Annotated in this window: 12 protein-coding genes; 5 read left to right on the top strand and 7 right to left on the bottom strand. The window is 70.3% G+C overall.

Annotation, left to right across the window (positions count from 1 at the left end; translation table 11 throughout):
* Window positions 1-13: 13 nt before the first annotated feature.
* Window positions 14-562 carry an acyl-CoA thioesterase gene (locus tag ACFT7S_RS25380; RefSeq protein WP_382735553.1) on the top strand — a complete coding sequence of 183 codons (549 nt, stop codon included), beginning with the start codon at window positions 14-16 and terminating at the stop codon, window positions 560-562.
* A gap of 16 nt (window positions 563-578) precedes the next feature.
* Here the strand turns inward: ACFT7S_RS25380 and ACFT7S_RS25385 are convergent, their stop codons facing one another.
* On the bottom strand, window positions 579-1,943 hold the full coding sequence (locus ACFT7S_RS25385; RefSeq protein WP_382735619.1) for an LCP family protein: 1,365 nt from the start codon (window positions 1,941-1,943) through the stop codon (window positions 579-581).
* Window positions 1,944-2,245: 302 nt separating this feature from the next.
* Between ACFT7S_RS25385 and ACFT7S_RS25390 the strand changes: the two genes are divergently transcribed.
* A complete protein-coding gene (locus tag ACFT7S_RS25390; RefSeq protein ID WP_382735554.1) occupies window positions 2,246-3,268 on the top strand; it encodes a glycosyltransferase family 2 protein in 1,023 nt (340 codons plus the stop codon).
* A gap of 92 nt (window positions 3,269-3,360) precedes the next feature.
* Here ACFT7S_RS25390 and ACFT7S_RS25395 read toward each other — a convergent pair whose 3' ends face one another.
* From ACFT7S_RS25395 to ACFT7S_RS25410, 4 genes are all read right to left on the bottom strand, one after another.
* Entirely contained in the window at window positions 3,361-5,121 is a 1,761-nt protein-coding gene (locus ACFT7S_RS25395; protein WP_382735556.1) for an LCP family protein, read from the bottom strand.
* A 45-nt stretch (window positions 5,122-5,166) separates the two neighbouring features.
* Window positions 5,167-6,915 carry an LCP family protein gene (locus ACFT7S_RS25400; RefSeq protein WP_382735558.1) on the bottom strand — a complete coding sequence of 583 codons (1,749 nt, stop codon included), beginning with the start codon at window positions 6,913-6,915 and terminating at the stop codon, window positions 5,167-5,169.
* 223 nt (window positions 6,916-7,138) lie between these two features.
* Window positions 7,139-8,524, bottom strand: a complete 1,386-nt coding sequence (locus ACFT7S_RS25405; protein ID WP_382735560.1) for an LCP family protein — start codon at window positions 8,522-8,524, stop codon at window positions 7,139-7,141.
* Window positions 8,525-8,699: 175 nt separating this feature from the next.
* Window positions 8,700-9,452, bottom strand: a complete 753-nt coding sequence (locus ACFT7S_RS25410; protein ID WP_382735562.1) for a TIGR03089 family protein — start codon at window positions 9,450-9,452, stop codon at window positions 8,700-8,702.
* A 138-nt stretch (window positions 9,453-9,590) separates the two neighbouring features.
* Between ACFT7S_RS25410 and ACFT7S_RS25415 the strand changes: the two genes are divergently transcribed.
* The 3 genes from ACFT7S_RS25415 to ACFT7S_RS25425 all read left to right on the top strand — a co-directional run bounded on the left by ACFT7S_RS25415 (window position 9,591) and on the right by ACFT7S_RS25425 (window position 13,317).
* The gene (locus ACFT7S_RS25415) at window positions 9,591-11,060 is read left to right on the top strand and encodes an N-acetylmuramoyl-L-alanine amidase (RefSeq protein ID WP_382735564.1); all 1,470 of its coding nucleotides are present in this window, start codon (window positions 9,591-9,593) and stop codon (window positions 11,058-11,060) included.
* Between the two features lie 78 nt (window positions 11,061-11,138).
* On the top strand, window positions 11,139-12,236 hold the full coding sequence (locus tag ACFT7S_RS25420; RefSeq protein WP_382735566.1) for a sugar phosphate nucleotidyltransferase: 1,098 nt from the start codon (window positions 11,139-11,141) through the stop codon (window positions 12,234-12,236).
* A gap of 70 nt (window positions 12,237-12,306) precedes the next feature.
* The gene (locus tag ACFT7S_RS25425; RefSeq protein ID WP_382735568.1) at window positions 12,307-13,317 is read left to right on the top strand and encodes a DNA-3-methyladenine glycosylase family protein; all 1,011 of its coding nucleotides are present in this window, start codon (window positions 12,307-12,309) and stop codon (window positions 13,315-13,317) included.
* A 258-nt stretch (window positions 13,318-13,575) separates the two neighbouring features.
* Here ACFT7S_RS25425 and ACFT7S_RS25430 read toward each other — a convergent pair whose 3' ends face one another.
* Entirely contained in the window at window positions 13,576-14,934 is a 1,359-nt protein-coding gene (locus ACFT7S_RS25430; RefSeq protein ID WP_382735570.1) for a coenzyme F420-0:L-glutamate ligase, read from the bottom strand.
* Window positions 14,931-15,887, bottom strand: a complete 957-nt coding sequence (gene cofD, locus ACFT7S_RS25435; protein WP_382735572.1) for a 2-phospho-L-lactate transferase — start codon at window positions 15,885-15,887, stop codon at window positions 14,931-14,933. The genes ACFT7S_RS25430 and cofD overlap by 4 nt, the downstream gene beginning before the upstream one ends.
* Window positions 15,888-15,889 lie beyond the last annotated feature (2 nt).

Genomic DNA, 15,889 nt, shown 5'->3' on the forward strand with positions numbered 1-15,889 from the left:
TAAGGTGGAGGGCATGACAGATCAGGCCCCGCGCCCGGAGGGCGAGATTCCGGGCAAGCCGACCGCGGCTTCACGGACGACTCTCAGCCACATCATGACCGGCAACGACACCAATCTCCTCGGTACGGTGCACGGCGGCGTGATCATGAAACTGGTCGACGACGCGGCGGGCGCCGTGGCCGGCCGGCACTCCGGCGGGCCCGCCGTGACCGCGTCGATGGACGAGATGGTCTTCCTGGAGCCGGTCCGCGTCGGTGACCTTGTTCACGTCCGCGCCCAGGTGAACTGGACCGGCCGCTCCTCGATGGAGGTCGGCGTCCGTGTCATGGCCGAGCGCTGGAACGAGTCGACCCCCGCCCAGCAGGTCGGCAGCGCGTACCTCGTGTTCGCGGCTGTCGACGCGGACGGCAAGCCGCGCACCGTACCGCCGGTGATCCCCGAGACGGAGCGCGACAAGCGGCGTTACCAGGAGGCCCAGATCCGCCGTACGCACCGGCTGGCCAGGCGGCGCGCGATCAAGGAACTGCGCGAGAAGCGCGTGGCCGACGGCATCGAAGACTGAGTCGGAGCCGCCCACCTCACGGGCAGAGCACCTCGTCGCCCGTCACCGCCCCGGATCCGCCCTGCTGCGGGCTCTCCACCTTCACGCGCTGCACCTTGCGGTAGTCGGACCCGGCGGTCACCTTCATCGTCGCCCCCTGGCCCTTCACCGCCTTCAGCTCGCACCCCGGCAACGCGGCGGCCAGGGACTTCGCCGAGCGGTCCCAGCGGGGGTCGTACGTCACCAGGGTCCGCTTCAGATCCCGCAGGTCACCGTTGAGCGGGGCGCGCGTCGTGGTGAAGCCCGTACCGCGCAGTGCCGCGTCGACGTCCTTGCCGAGCCCGTCCTTCGGGGTGCCGTTGTAGACCTGCACCCGGATCTGCGGCGGCGACACGTCGACGAGCGTCGCCTTGGGCTGCTGTGGCCGCACGGGCGCGAGCGGCTTGTCCTCTCGCAGTGCCTGGAACAGCTTCTTCGACTTCTTCGCGTCCCACTTCACCATGGAGCCGATGCCCTTGACCCGGAACGAGGTGTTCTCGATCGGTACGGAGGTGAATTCGGACGAGGCAGGGGTGAAGCCCCGCATCGCCTTGCCGAGCGCCAGCATCTGCTCCGTACCGAAGCCCTTGTCGGCGCGGACCGAGCTCAGCATCGACGAGACGACCTGCTGGAACTTCACGGGGTTCATCAGCACGCCGCTGCTCGTGGCCTGCTTGATCAGCGCGGCCATGAACTTCTGCTGGCGCTGCATCCGCCCCAGGTCGGCCGCGCCGTCGATGTGCCGGGAGCGTACGTACTGGAGCGCCTCGCCCCCGTCAAGGTCATGCGTGCCGGCCGGGAGGTCGAGGCCCGTGTACGAGTCCTTCATCGGCCGGGCGGTGCAGATCTTCACCCCGCCCACGGTGTCGACCGTCTTCATGAAGCTGGTGAAGTCGGCCTCCAGATAGTGGTCGATCTTCACGCCGGTCATGCGCTCGACGGTCCGGACGGTGAGGTTCGCCCCGCCCTCCGCGTAGGCGGCGTTCAGCTTCACCGGGTGGCCTTTGTGGTGCTTCCCGGTCGTCGCGTCCGTATGCCCGGGCATCTCCGCGTAACTGTCGCGCGGCAGGCTCACGACGCTGGCCCGGCCCTTGTCGGCCGAGAGGTGCACCAGCATGATCGTGTCGGTGCAGTGGCAGGGAACGCCGCCGAGCTTGTACTTCTTCTTCTCCGCGGCGGTGATCTTGTCCCGGCCGTCCGTGCCGACGAGCAGGAGATTCAGGCCGTGGCCTCCCCGGGGCCGGTTCTTCATGTCCTTGAACGCGTCGACGCGGTCGATCCCGGTCTCCAGGCTGCTCACCACCGCGTGACCGATGCCACCGGCGCCGAGCACCAGGACGGAGATGCCGGTGGCCACGCGCATGCCCCACCGGGGCCGCTCGTCCTGCTTACGGGAGCGTGGTGCCGCCTGCTGCTTTCTGGGCCTGCGCTGCGGGGGAGCGGTGCGGGGGTGCGGTGGACGGGGCGAGCGGTGAGGCGTGGGCACGGGGGGATACCTCCGCGGTGCAAGGGGGACCGTTCGCACGGTAGGCCCATACGATCTGCATTCCGGGTTGCGACCCGGCGGCACGCGACCGTGTCCCTCGTTCGCGGTAACGTGGCGGCCGAACAGCGCCGCCCCCGGGGTCTGACCCCCGGCGCCCCCGAGGACTCCCTGAGGACCACATGTCTGCCGCGCAGTACCCCGCCGTGTCCGTGATAATGCCGGTGCTCAATGAGGAGCGTCACCTCCGGAACTCGGTCCGGCACATCCTGGAGCAGGAGTACGCCGGTGAGATGGAGGTGGTGATCGCGCTCGGCCCCTCGACGGACCGCACCGACGAGATCGCCGCCGAGCTCGCACGGGAGGACTCCCGGGTCCACACCGTCCCCAATCCCACCGGTCGCACCCCCGCGGCGCTCAACGCTGCGATCAAGGCGTCCCGGCACCCCATCGTGGTGCGGGTCGACGGCCACGGCATGCTCTCGCCGAACTACATCGCGACCGCTGTCCGCCTCCTGGAGGAGACGGGCGCGCAGAACGTCGGCGGCATCATGCACGCCGAGGGCGAGAACGCCTGGGAGGACGCCGTCGCCGCCGCGATGACGTCGAAGATCGGCGTCGGCAACGCGGCCTTCCACACGGGTGGCCAGGCGGGACCGGCCGAGACCGTCTTTCTCGGGGTGTTCCGCCGTGAGGCCCTGGAGAAGGCCGATGGCTACAACGTGGAGTTCATCCGCGCCCAGGACTGGGAGCTGAACTTCCGCATTCGCGAGGCGGGCGGCCTGATCTGGTTCTCGCCCGAGCTGAAGGTCCAGTACCGCCCCCGCCCGTCGGTGCGGGCGCTGGCCAAGCAGTACAAGGACTACGGCCGCTGGCGCCACGTCGTCGCCCGCTACCACGCCGGCTCGATCAACCTGCGCTACCTGGCCCCGCCGACCGCCGTCTGCGCCATAGCGGCGGGCCTCGTGGTCGGGGCGGCTGTCACCCCGTGGGCCCTCCTCGTGCCCGCCGGATACATCGCCGCCATCGTCGCCGGGTCGCTGCCCGCGGGGAAGGGCCTGCCGCTCAGGGCGCGTGCCCAGATCCCCGTCGCACTGGCCACCATGCACATGTGCTGGGGGTACGGCTTCCTGACGAGCCCGCGTTCGCTGGCGAAGAAGGTCATCGCGTCCCGCCGCCCGGCGGCCGACCAGATGACCGTCTGACCCGCGTCGGTACGAAAGAGGAGGCCACCCGGTGATCCGGGTGGCCTCCTCTCGTAACGGCATCAGAGCGTCACAGCCTCACGGCTTCACCGTCACGGCGTGCGGTAGGGCCAGTAGACGTCCATGCAGGCGCCCTCGTCAGCCGCGTTCTCCGCCTCCGTACCGTCCAGCGGGTCGCTGTTGTCGTCCAGCGCCTTCGGATAGGTGTTACCCGTCCGCCAGTCCGAACCGACGGTCAGCGTCACGGAATCGGCCTCGACCGACACCTTCACCGCGGAATCCGGCAGCCCCAGCGCCTTGCTGAGGGACAGTGCGTCCACCTTGCCCTGCGCGCCCGCGGCCTTCGGATACGTCACCTGGGTGGTCAGCGCCGATCCGGGTTCCGACGCCGACTGCGCCTTGGTGAAGCCCTTCGTCCGGAGCAGCTCCGTGATCGTGCCGGCCCGGCCCTGGGTCGCCCCGGCGCCGTCCGCACCGGTGCCGTTGACGACGGTCACGTCGAGGGCGTCGGCAGCGACCGGATCGGGAGCGTCGGCCGCCTCCTGCTTGGCCTGCTCCTTCTTGCGCTTCTCGGCCTCCGCGTCGCGGCCCTTCTTGTCGAGCGGCCGGTCGTCGCGCAGCAACGACCAGAGCTTTTCCGCCGCACCAGGCTTCGGCAGCACCCGATTCTCGGGGTCTTCCGGGTCGGGAATGCGCGGCATGGTCAGCATGTTGAGGCGGTCCAGCGGCACGTTCTTGAGCTGCATGCCGAGGTCGAACAGCTTCTTGACCGTGCCGATCTCCTCGGACACCTGGAGCGACTCGGTGGCCGTCTCCGCGAGGTTCATCAGCCGCCCGGTGTCCGTGAAGGCGTTCTGACTCTTCAGCTCACGGATCACCGCGTTCATGTACATGTGCTGGGCCTTGGCCCGCCCGAAGTCGCTCTCGAAGGCATGGCGGGTGCGGAGCCACTGGAGGGCCTGCTTGCCCTTGATCTTGTGCCGTCCCTCCTTCAGCCGCAGACCTGAGCCGCCCGGAACCCTGGGCTTGGGGACGTCGTAGACGTCGTCCTTCACACAGACCCAGGCGCCGCCGATCGCGTCGGCCATGTCGACCACACCGGCGAAGTCGACCATCATCCAGTGGTCGATGTAGATGCCGGTCAGCTTCTCCCAGGTGTCGAGCGTGCAGCCGGCGCCGCCGCGGCCCAGCGTCTCGTTGATGAGGGCGTTCTTGGCCGGGAACTCCTCGCCGCTCTTCGGGTCCACGCAGGCGGGCATGTCGACCCGGGTGTCGCGCGGGATGCTGACCACCGAGGCGTTCTTGCGGTCCGCGGACACGTGCAGAAGCATCTGGACATCGGCGAGCGGCTTGGCTCCGACGGACTTCTTCGAGCCGCCCAGCTTGAGGTTCTCCTTCGAGTTACGGTCGTCCGAACCGATCATCAGGATGTTGAGCGGGGTCTGGCCCGCCGCGTTCGGTTCGGTCTTCTTGGCCGCACTGTTGCCCGCGCTCCGCTTGCCCTTGCGGAGCTGGCTGTTGAGGTGCTCGTAATAGAAGTAACCGGCGGCGCCGGTGGCGAGTATGAGCAGGGCGAGAACGGACGAGACCCAGCGGAGTATGCGGCGTTTCCCGCGTTTGGCCGACCGCCTGGAGCGGCGGTTGGGCCCGCCGCGCCGATGCCCGCCCTCCGGCGGGGCCGGCGGCCTGCCGTCGTCGCCCCTGCCGTCGCCTCTGCCCCGGCGCCCCCCGCCCCGGGTACCGCTCCGGCCTTCGCCGTCCTCGCTCCGATGGAAGTCGTCTCCCCTGTCGGGTTGACGGTCGTGCCGGACGCGCGACCGCGTCCCCTCCCCAGGCGTACTGCTCCGTCCCACCAGGCCCCCCTGCTCAGACTTTCCGTATGGCGCGCTGACGCAAGGTCACTTGGCGCACTCCGCCTTGTCGGCGCTAGCCCTTTGAATGTTGTCCGGCGCCTTTGCCGGACCGGTGACGGGAATGCCCGCACCCTTGAAGTCGGCCCCCAGGGTGAGCACCATCGCCTGAAGTCCCTCGGCGTCGGTGGTGCCCTGTTTCATCGCTGTGGCGGGCAGTCCCATCAGCTCTGCGAGCTTGCGGGCCTGGTCCGCCTGATTCGGCGCGTACTCCAGCGTCGTCCTGCTGATCTTCGCCGGGGCGTTCGCCTTGTTCGTGGATTTGAGTACGCCCTGCTCGTTCTGGAGCCAGGTGACGGTGGCGCCCGCCGCGCCCGCGACATCGCCGCCGTTGAGGACGTCGACGCGCACATCGGCCGCCTCGGCCTGCGGCCCCTGGAGCAGCGCCGCCTGCTTGCTCCTGGCGGCCTTCTCCTGCTGCTTCTCCTGCTTCTTCACCTCGGTCAGCGAGGTGTCGTTGCGCATCATCGAGAACAGCTGCTCACCCTTCTGCGGAGCCACGACCACGGTGATCGGCTCCGGCTCGTCCGGGTTGTCGATCACGGGCATGGTGACGAAGGTGATGTTCTTGGTGTCGACCTTGCCGAGCACCTTGGCGAGGTCCATCAGCTTCTTGACCGATCCGATGCCGGAGTCGACCGTGAGTGCCTTGGTCGCCGTGTCCGCGAGCTTGTAGAGCTTCGAGGCGCTCGTGAGCGTGTCGTCCGACTTCATCTGCCGGATCATCGAGCCGAGGAACTGCTGCTGGATCTTGATCCGGTCGAGGTCGCTCTGATTGCCGAAGCTGTGCCGGGTACGGACGAAGGCCAGGGCCTGCTCGCCCTGGATCGTGGACACTCCGGCCGGCAGGTCGAGGTGGGAGTCGGGGTCCTTGACCGGCTTGGCCAGACAGACCTTCACGCCTCCGACGGCGGTGGAGAGTTCCTTGACGGCGTTGAAGTCCACCATCATGAAGTGGTTCACCGATATACCGGTTATCTCCTTGACCGTACGCATGGTGCAGCCGGGGTCGCGGCCCTCCTGGCCGAGGCTGACGTTGAAGCGGGCGTTCTCCGTGCCCGGAATGACTTCCTTCGAGCCGTCCGGCTGCGTCGTCTCGCAGTCCGGGATGTCCGTCATCAGGTCGCGGGGGATGCTCATCGCCGTCGCGTTGGTGCGGTCCGCGGAGACGTGGAAGAGGATGTTGGTGTCGGCGTGACCGGTACTGCCCTTGTCGCCGTACCCCTCGTTGCCCTTACCCGTCCGCTTGTCCGTCCCGATGATCAGGATGTTGAGCGGACCGTCGGAGGTGACGCTCTTGCTGCCCGCGTCGCCCACGTCGATGGTGTCGAGATTGCTGTTGAACTTCTGGTAGAGCGCGTACGCACCGGTGGAGCCCGCGACGATCACGAAGGCCATCACCCCGCCCGTCCACAGCAGCGCCTTCTTCTTGCGGGACTTCGGGGGCTTGCGCTTACGGCGGCCGACGGGCGCGCCGGCGGTTTCGGGGGTGCGGCCGTTCTCGGCCGGGCGGCGCCCGCGCTGACGGGGCACCCGTGGCTCCGCGTCGGAGTGCCTGCGGGAGCCGTCGCGCGGGTCACCGGTGGGGGAGCCGCTTCTGCGGCCGACACCGGGGCCGCCCGCCGGACGCGGTCCGGAGTGGTCCAGTCGCAGCTCGTAATCACCGGTCTGCGGGTTGAGTACCCACTGGTCTGCGGGGTCGGTTTCGTCCGTCCGCCCACGGCTATGCGCATCCACGGTTGCTTGGGTCCTCCGTCGGTGCCACGCGAGGCGCCTCCCCCGAAAAGGCGCTCGGTCCTTCGCTGAAGCAGTGCGCGACCTGAGGGTCGGGAGCACCGGATCGCGTCACACTATCCGGCCACTTAGCCGTCCAGGGACGGTCGTGACACATTGCACGCCCCTTACAACCGGGCATACTTCCCATTCCTCGCCGATTGTCGTCGGAGGCTTGGGAATTGCTTTACTGCTTACACAGGTCATCCGCAGCATTCGAGCCCGAAAAGGTCGGTGCGGGGCTCGGATTCGTGGAGCCCGAATCGTCCGGCTTTCCGTCGGATGGGTCGTTCTCGGTGGGGTCGATGTCCGGTGATTCGGACGATTTGATTTCGTCGGCCGGCGCCACCGCTACGGATGCGTCCTCACGCAGCTGCTTGAACAGGCGGCCCGCGTCCGGCTCGATGAGCTCGTCCCGGTTGGGGTTCGCCCGGTACGGCTGCCGGGGCACGGTCAGGAACTGCACCTTGTCGGTCGGTACGTTCCGCATTCCGCGCACCAGGTCGTACAGATCCCGGAGCGAGTCGAGCCCCGGGTCGGTGGTCAGCGACTTCGTGGCCGCGTCGAGGACCGGATAGAGGCGCGTGGGGTTGAGCAGGACGCCATTGCTCTGCATCTTGTTGACCAAAGCGCCCAGGAACTTCTGCTGGCGGTCCATTCGTTCCGTATCGCTGCCGTTCCCGATGGATTTACGGGCGCGTACGTATCCGAGCGCCGCCTCGCCATCGAGTTTCTGGCGCCCCGCCGGGAGTTCCAGATGGGCGTCCGCGTCCTTGATGGGCTCCTTGAGGCAGACCTCGACACCGTCCACGGCGTCGACCATGTCCTTGAAGCCGTTGAAGTCGACGACCATGTGGTGGTCGACCCGGATGCCGGTCATCCGCTCCACGGTACGGATCGTGCAGGCCGTGCCGCCGACCTCGAAGGCCCAGTTGAACTGGGCGAACCGCTCGGCGGTGGCCTTCTTGTCGGCCGTGTGGCACGTGGGGATGTCCACCATCAGGTCGCGCGGGATGGACACGGCGGTGGCGCTCCGCCGGTCGGCGGCGAGGTGCAGCAGGATCGTGGTGTCCGAACGCTGACTGCCGCCGTCGTCGCGGCCGTACTTGCGGTTGTCACCGGACCGGCTGTCGGAGCCGATGAGCAGGATGTTCTGCGCGTCCACCGCGATCGGCGTGGGCCGTTCCTTCTCGTACGCCCTGAGTTCGGCGGCGGCGCTCGTATCGGTCTTGATGTTCCCGTCGAGCTTCCTGTACAGCCACCAGCCGGCCCCGGCGGCGACCAGGACGACCAACGAGGCGGCGAGGGCCGTCCACCGGAGCCAGTGGCGCTTGTATCCCGTGGGGAGCCCGCCCTTGGGTCGCTCGGACCAGGTCTGCACGGCGCCGTCACCGGCCGCGTTCTCGGTCTCAGGCCCGCTCTTCGGATCCGCTGCGGGCGCGGGCGGTCCGTCCTGCGGGGTGGTGGCCCCGGACCCGTCCTGCGCCCCCGCCTGCGGCGCGTCCTCGGCCTGGTGGCCCGGCTGATCCGGGTCGGCCGGCGTGCCAGCACTGTCCGTCACGTCTGCGTCCATCCTTCACGGTCGGCGGCGCGATGGGCCGCCGGTCGCAGGAGTAGACGGCTGAACCTCACGCTTGGTTGTGTAACTCGGGAGACTGGTCTGTACCGCCGATCATGTACCGCAGTTGACGCTCAGCCCTGGGGGCTCGGCTCGCCATGGGCCGTACAGGTGACCTTCAGGGCGCTTGTCATACCGCGGTGTTGGTGACGCGCTCGCTCTCGACGCGCTTCGCGAGGCCCTCCTCGTCCAGCTGCCCGAGGTGACGGCACAGCACCACGGAGGCCCCGGCGGCCAGCGGCGCGAAGAGCCCGGCGACGAGTCCGTCCCAGGTGTCGTACGTACGCCCCGACAGCAGCCGCGATCCGGACGCCAGCCCCAGCCCTGCGGCATCCTCACGGGCCCGGGCGACCAGTTGTGCTCCCGTCAGCTCCACGCCGCCCACGACCAGCGCGAGCGCCTCCGGGTCCACGGGCGCGTACGGGGCGAAGCGGTCGCCCTGGCTCGGTACTTCCACCGCGTAGTCCGCGAACCCCTCGGGAGCCTGCGGGAAACGGCCACCCAGCGGACGCAGGGCCAGCGCGACCCGCTCGCCGCGGCAGGCACGCGCACGGTCCAGGGTGTCCGGACCGGTGACGACGAGGTCGGCCGACGCCGGGTCGCCCTGGACGTCGGCCACGACACCGACGGACGAACAGGCGAGCAGCCAGACGGCGGACTGCCAGTGCGCGGGCAGCAACAGGGCGACCCGGTCGCCCGGTTCCACGGCCAGATCACCCTGGAGCAGATTGGCGGTCTTCGCCACCCAATTGGCGAAGGTGGCCACCGACAGTTCGACGCGCTCTCCGGTGGCGTCGTCGTAGAAAGTGATCAGAGGGCGGGCCGGGTCCGCGGCGAGCGCGGATCGCAGCAGGTCGGCGGGGGCGCGGTCGCTGGAGTTCATCCGCACAAGGGTACGCGGGCCGGGGCGGCCGGGGCGGGGGTGCCGGGCGTCGCGTACACCGGTTCGGCAGACGAGGCGTCAGGAGCCTTCGTACGCCCCGGTGGCCGGAGTTGCCCCTGTATGCCAAGGATCATTTGTATGAGTGCTCTTCTTGCAACCTCCATCGGCGTCACCTGCGCGGCGGCCCTCACCCTTCCGCTCGCCGCGCCCGCTCCCGCCGCCCCCGTCGTCCGTACATCCGCGACCCAGGCCGCACCCGTCCCCACACCCGTCCCCGCACTCGTCCCCGCCGAAGCAACCGAGTCGGCCGAGCCCTCCGCCGCCGAACTGCCGGGCTCGACCCAGTCCCTGCCCCTGTCGCCGCTCACTCCCGCGCCCACCCGGGCCACCGGCACACCCACCGGTCCCACCGCCTCCACCGGACAGGGGCTGCGGCAGCGGGACGTCCGCCCGTTCTCGCTCGTCGGCGTCGTCTGGGACGACGCGGACGCCGAACTCCACGGCACCGTCCAGATCCGTACCCGCGCCACCGGCACCACCAAGTGGTCCGGTTGGCAGTCCCTCGAGACCCACAACGGCGACCACGCCGCCGACGCGGGCAGCCCCGAGCGCGAATCGGGCACCGTGCGCGGCTCCACCAGCCCCCTCTGGGTCGGCGACTCGGACGGCGTCGAGGTACACGTACATTCCGAGAGCGCCGGGCCGCGAAGCGGCGCCGACGGCACCGCGCCCCTCCCGGCGGGCCTCCAGGTGGAACTCGTCGACCCGGGCGACGACCCGGAGCAGCCGCGCGCCGACGGCACCCCGGCCGCCGGCGCCCCGTCGGCGGGCACCGCGACGCCCGCCACCGCCGCCCAGCCCGGCGCGCTCCCGGAGTCCGTGGCCGCGGCCGAGAGTTCCGCGGTCAACGCCGACCTCGCCCCGCTGGGTGCCGCCGAGATCTCCGCCCTGAGCAAGGCCGAGTCGGAGGAACAGGCGGTCGTCGGAGCGGGTGCCAAGCCCTTCGTGGGACCGCGTCCGCGCATCGTCACCCGCAAGGGCTGGGGCGCCGACGAGAGCCTGCGCGAGCGCACCTTCGCCTACACAACGACCGTCAAAGCCGCCTTCGTCCATCACAGCGCCACCGGCAACAACTACACCTGCGCCCAGGCGCCGTCCGTCCTGCGCAGTATCTACCGCTACCACGTCAAGAGCAGCGGCTGGCGCGACTTCGGCTACAACTTCGCCGTCGACAGGTGCGGAAACATCTACGAAGGACGCGCCGGGGGCGTGTCGAAGGCGGTCCTCGGGGCCCACACCCTAGGTTTCAACACGAACAGCATGGGCGTCGCGGTACTCGGGACGTTCGGCTCGACGAACCCGCCCGCCGCCGCGGTCACCGCGATTGCCAAGCTCACCGCCTGGAAGCTCGGTCTGTTCGGCCGCAACCCCAAGGGCAAGGTCACGCTCGTCTCCGGCGGCAGCGGCAAGTACGCAAAGGGTGCGAAGGTCAAACTCAACGTCATCTCCGGGCACCGCGACGGGTTCGCAACCGAATGCCCCGGAATCCGTCTCTACAGGAAGCTCGGCACGGCCCGGTCCACCTCCGCGCGCCTGCAGGGCCGCTGACCGGGGTCGATCCCCGGGTCTGCATACACTGGCCAGCCGAAACGAGGCCCGGCCCCAGCAGGAAGCAGAGACAGTGCTGTGACAGAGGCAAAAGAAGCGATCCTCCTGGTCGGCGGCAAGGGCACCCGGCTGCGTCCGCTCACGGTGCACACCCCGAAGCCGATGGTGCCCGCGGCGGGTGTCCCGTTCCTCACCCACCAGCTGGCACGCGCCAGGGCGGCGGGTGTGGAGCACATCGTGCTCGCGACGTCGTACCTGGCGGAGGTTTTCGAACCGTACTTCGGCGACGGTTCCTCGCTCGGCCTCTCCATCGAGTACGTCACCGAGCGCGAACCGCTCGGTACCGGGGGCGCCATCCGCAATGTGGCCCCCCGGCTCACCTCGGGGCCGGACGAGCCGGTGCTCATCTTCAACGGCGACATCCTCACCGGCCTCGACATCCGCGCGCTGGTCACCTCGCACGCCACGTCCGGGGCCGACGTCTCCCTGCACCTGACCCGGGTCGAGGACCCGCGCGCCTTCGGCCTCGTGCCGACGGACGGTACGGGCAGGGTCACCGCCTTCCTTGAGAAGCCGCAGACGCCCGAGGAGATTGTCACCGACCAGATCAACGCGGGGGCGTACATCTTCCGCCGGTCGGTCATCGACACCATCCCGGACGACCGCCCCGTCTCCGTGGAACGCGAGACCTTCCCCGGACTCCTCGCCTCGGGCGCCCACCTCCAGGGCATGGTCGACTCCACGTACTGGCTGGACCTCGGGACCCCGCAGGCGTTCGTACGCGGCTCCGCCGACCTCGTCCTCGGCCGCGCCCCGTCCCCGGCGGTCCCGGTCCCGGGCCGCTGCGGCGACCGCCTGGTCCTGCCCACCGCATCCGTCGCCCCCGACGCCAAACTCACCGGAGGTACGGTCATCGGCGACCGCGCGGTGATCGGCGAAGGTGCCAGGATCGACGGGTCCACGGTGCTGGCCGACGCGGTCGTGGAACCCTACGCGGTGATCACGGACTCCCTGGTCGGAGAGGGCGCCCGAATCGGCAGCCGTACGGTGCTGGCGGGCGCGGTCATCGGCGACGGGGCCCGTGTCGGCGCCGACAACGAACTGCGCGACGGAGTCCGCATCTGGTGCGGCGCGACCCTCCCGGACGCCTCGGTCCGCTTCTCGTCCGACCAGTGAACGACCGGCCCCCACGTGCCGGCCGGCCTTACCCTCGATAGGCACCCACCGACTTTCGAGGACCTCACCCGTGGCAGGACGTTTCGTACCCCGCACCCACCGAGCGGCGCTTCCGCACCAGGCGACGCCGTCGGCCGCGGACGCTCCGGTGGTGTCGGAGGCCGTCACACGGGACTGGACCCCGCCGGGGCCGCTGGACCTGCGGCTCGTCCTCGGCCCGCTGCGCCGGGGCCCGGCGGACCCCACGTTCCGGGCGCTTCCCGACGGGTCGTTCTGGCGGGCCACCCGTACCCCGGCCGGCCCCGGAACGCTCCGCCTCACCGCCCGCGACGGCCGCATCGAGGCATCCGCCTGGGGCCCCGGCGCGCAGTGGCTCCTTGACCAGCTCCCGGAACTGCTGGGCGATACGGACGATCCGGACGCCTTCCGTCCGCGCCACCGCCTGCTCGCCCTGTCCCGGCACCGCCGCCCCGGCCTGCGTCTTCTGCGTACCGGCCTGGTCCTCGAATCCCTGATCCCGTCGATCCTGGAACAGAAGGTCACCACCGACGAGGCGTACCGCGCCTGGCGCCTCCTGCTCCGCGCCCACGGCACCCGGGCCCCCGGCCCTGCGGGCCCCCGCTTCGCCGCACTCCAGCTGTACGTGATGCCGGATGCCCGGACCTGGTCCCTGATCCCGTCCTGGGAGTGGCACCGCGCGGGAGTCGACGCCAAACGCTCGGCGACGATCCTGCGCGCGGTCCGGGTGGCGCGCCGCCTGGAAGAGGCGGCGGCCATGGACCTGCCCGAGGCCACCGCCCGCCTGGAACTGATCCCCGGCATCGGCCCCTGGACCTCGGCCGAAACTCTTCAGCGCTCGAACGGAGCCCCCGACGCGGTCTCCGTCGGCGACTTCCACCTCCCGGGCATCGTCGGCTACGCCCTGGCGGGCAACAGGAACGCCGACGACGAGGAGATGCTGGCCCTGCTCACCCCGTACGAGGGCCAACGCCACAGGGCGACCCGCCTGATCCTGCTCTCGGGCCACACCCCACCTCGAAGAGCCCCCCGAATGACCCCGGGCAACATCGCCCACCTCTGACCCCACATCAGGCCGGTCCGGCCGGCACGTCAGACCGGTCCGGTCACCGCATCAGGCCGGTCCGGTCGGCACGTCAGACCGGTCCGGTCACCACATCAGGCCCGTCGGCCCGCACGTCAGACCGGTCCGCTCGGCACATCAGGTCCGTCCGGCCTGCACGTCAAACCCGTCCGGTCGGCAAATCAAGCCCGTCCGGCGATTGAGGACAAAACGGCACCCTGGGGGCGGCCCCAGAAACTCAGCCCCCCCCCGCCCACCTCACCGCACCGCGACAAAGGCCTCCACAGCCCGAACCCCCCGCTCAGCCGGCGCAGCCCCCGCATGTCCCACAGCCACCGCGCCCAGCGGGTCCCACGAGGCCGGCAGATCCAGCACCTCCCGCACCACGTCACGGCAGAACATCGTCGAGGACACCCACGCCGAACCGAGCCGCTCGCCCGCCAGCGCCACCAGGAAGTTCTGGACCCCCGCACCCGCCGCGACCACGAACATCTCGCGCTCCGCCGTGTCCCGCCGCACATCCCCGTACGTGTGCGAGCCGTCCATCACCAGGCACGGCACCGCCAGATACGGTGCCCGGCGCAGCACATCGCCCCGCCGTACCCGCCGCTCGATCGACTCCTCGCTCTTGCCGTCACGTCGGAGATCCGCGACCCAGGCATCCCGCATCGCGTCCAGCAACCGGGTCCGAGACTCCGCCGACTCCAGCAGGACGAAGCGCCACGGCGTCGTGTGATGCGGCGCCGGAGCCGTCACCGCCGCGGCCACCGCCCGCCGGACCGCCCCCGGGTCCACCGGCTCGTCCGTGAACTCCCGCACTGTGCGCCGCAGGGTCACCGCTTCACGTACCGCCTCGGACGTCCCCAGCCGGAACATGTCATCGGCCGCGCCCCGCACCATCGCCCGAGCACCCACATCGCCGTCGGCAACGCCGGCACCCGCAAGGCCCTCGACCGCACCCTCACCGCCCGCCACCACATGCGACAGCCCCCGCACCACCGCGACCGGCAGCCCCGCCGCCTTGCCCTTCACCAGGTCACCGGCCGAAGCCAGCTCGTCCGCGGTGGCGACAACCGTCGCGCTCAACGGATTGCCGAACGCATCGGTACCGCCGCGCAGATCGTCCAGCACCCGGACCCCCGCCGCCCCGATCGCGACATCCGTCAGACCGTTGCGCCAGGGACGCCCGAAGGTGTCCGTGACGAGCACCCCGACCGACACCCCGAGCGTGTCCCGCAGCCCGTCCCGGATCACCCGGGCGGAGGCGTCGGGGTCCTCGGGCAGCAGCAGAACGGTCCCGGCAGGCGTGTTCGACGCGTCGACCCCGGCTGCGGCCATGATCAGACCCTGCCGGTTCTCCACGATCCGCAGGGTCCCGCGCCGCGCGACCACCCGTACCGTCTCGGCGTCGATCGCCGCCTCCCGGTCGGCGGCCCGCACGATCCGGCCCTCCGCCTTGGAGACGATCTTGGAGGTGACGAGCAGGACGTCCCCGTCCACCAGCCCCGGCTCGGTGCCCGCGATCAGCTTCGCGAGGTCGTCCCCGGCCCGCACCTCAGGAATCCCCGGCAGCGCCCACACCCGGTAGGAGGGCGCCTCGGCAGGAGCGTCGCTCACGCCCGTACCTCCTCGGCCAGCGCCAGCGCCTGCCGCGCCATCTCGGCCGTCGCGTCCACGTCCGTCATCATCAGCGGCACGGCCCGGCACCGGATGCCCGCCGCCTCCACCTCCTCGAGCGAACCGGCGTCCACCGTGTCGACGAGCCAGCCGTCGAGCAGCCCGGAACCGTAGTGCTGCGCCACCGCGGCGGCCGTCGTCTCGACACCCACCGCCGCCAGCACCTTGTCGGCCATGCCCCGCACCGGTGCGTCCCCCACGATGGGGGAGAGGCCGACAACCGGCACCCCGGCCTCGGCGATCGCTTCCCGGATGCCGGGCACGGCCAGAATCGTGCCTACCGAGACCACCGGGTTCGACGGCGGGAAGACGATGACATCGGCCTCCGCGATCGCTTCGAGCACGCCCGGCGCCGGCTTGGCCTGCTCCGCGCCGACCGGCACGATCGCCTGCGCGTCGACCGAGGCACGCAGCTTCACCCAGTACTCCTGGAAGTGAATGGCTCTGCTCTCGCCGTCGACATCGACCGCCACATGCGTCTCGACCCGGTCGTCGGTCATCGGCAGCAGCCGGACCCCCGGCTTCCAGCGCGCACAGAGCGCCTCGGTCACCGCGCTCAGCGGAAAACCCGCGCCGAGCATCTGCGTACGGACGATATGGGTCGCGAAGTCACGGTCGCCGAGCCCGAACCACTCCGGTCCCACGCCGTACGCCGCGAGTTCCTCCTTGACGTGGAAGCTCTCGTCGGTACGCCCCCAGCCCTGCTCCTCGTTGATGCCACCGCCGAGGGTGTACATCACGGTGTCCAGGTCGGGGCACACCTTCAGCCCGAACAGATGGATGTCGTCGCCGGTGTTGCCGATCACCGTGATGTCCGCGTCGGGCGCGGCCTGCTTGAGGCCACGCAGAAAACGAGCACCACCGATACCGCCGGCCAGAACCACAATGCGCATGC

Source organism: Streptomyces sp. NPDC057136, from assembly GCF_042670885.1.
Lineage (GTDB): Bacteria > Actinomycetota > Actinomycetes > Streptomycetales > Streptomycetaceae > Streptomyces.